At 68.7% G+C, this 619-nt stretch carries 1 protein-coding gene; it reads left to right on the top strand.

Annotated elements, in window-relative coordinates:
• On the top strand, window positions 1-619 hold a 619-nt coding region (locus G6048_RS52285; RefSeq protein ID WP_235991176.1), incomplete at both ends, for a helix-turn-helix domain-containing protein.

The raw sequence follows: 619 nt of genomic DNA, 5'->3' as shown, positions 1-619 counted from the left end.
CGGCCTGATCCGTCTCGAGTCGTGCAGCGCCAGTTCTGGCGGCTGATCGCCACGGGGGTCACGACGGTGGAGGCGTCGTTGGCGGTCGGCGTGTCGTGGCCGGTGGGTGCGAGGTGGTTTCGTCACGCTGGCGGCATGCCTCCGATCTCGTTGGCCGAGCCCACGGGCCGGTACCTCGCGTTCGAGGAGCGCGAGGAGATCGCGATCCTCAGGGCGATGAACAAGGGCGTGCGCGAGATCGCCCGCGCCCTGGGGCGTGACCCCGGAACGATCTCTCGCGAACTGCGCCGCAACGCCGCCACGCGCAGCGGCAAGCAGGAGTATCGCGCGACGGTCGCCCAGTGGAAAGCACAGCAGGCCGCCAAGCGCCCGAAGACCGCGAAGCTCACAGGCAACGACAGGTTGCGTGAGTACGTGCAGGACCGGCTCGCCGGCAGCGTCCGCCGCCCCGACAACACGATCGTCCCCGGACCCAGGACGCCCGCATGGAAAGGGCTGAACAAGCCGCACCGGCAGGACAGACGATGGGCGACGGCATGGAGCCCGGAGCAGATCTCGCACCGTCTCCATGCCGACTTCCCCGATGATGAGTCCATGCGCATCAGCCACGAAGCGATCT

It is taken from the genome of Streptomyces ureilyticus (assembly GCF_011045025.1).
In the GTDB taxonomy this organism is placed as follows: Bacteria; Actinomycetota; Actinomycetes; order Streptomycetales; family Streptomycetaceae; genus Streptomyces; species Streptomyces ureilyticus.
The sequence above is the reverse complement of the archived record's forward strand: the minus strand, read 5'-3'. Positions and strand labels throughout refer to the sequence as shown.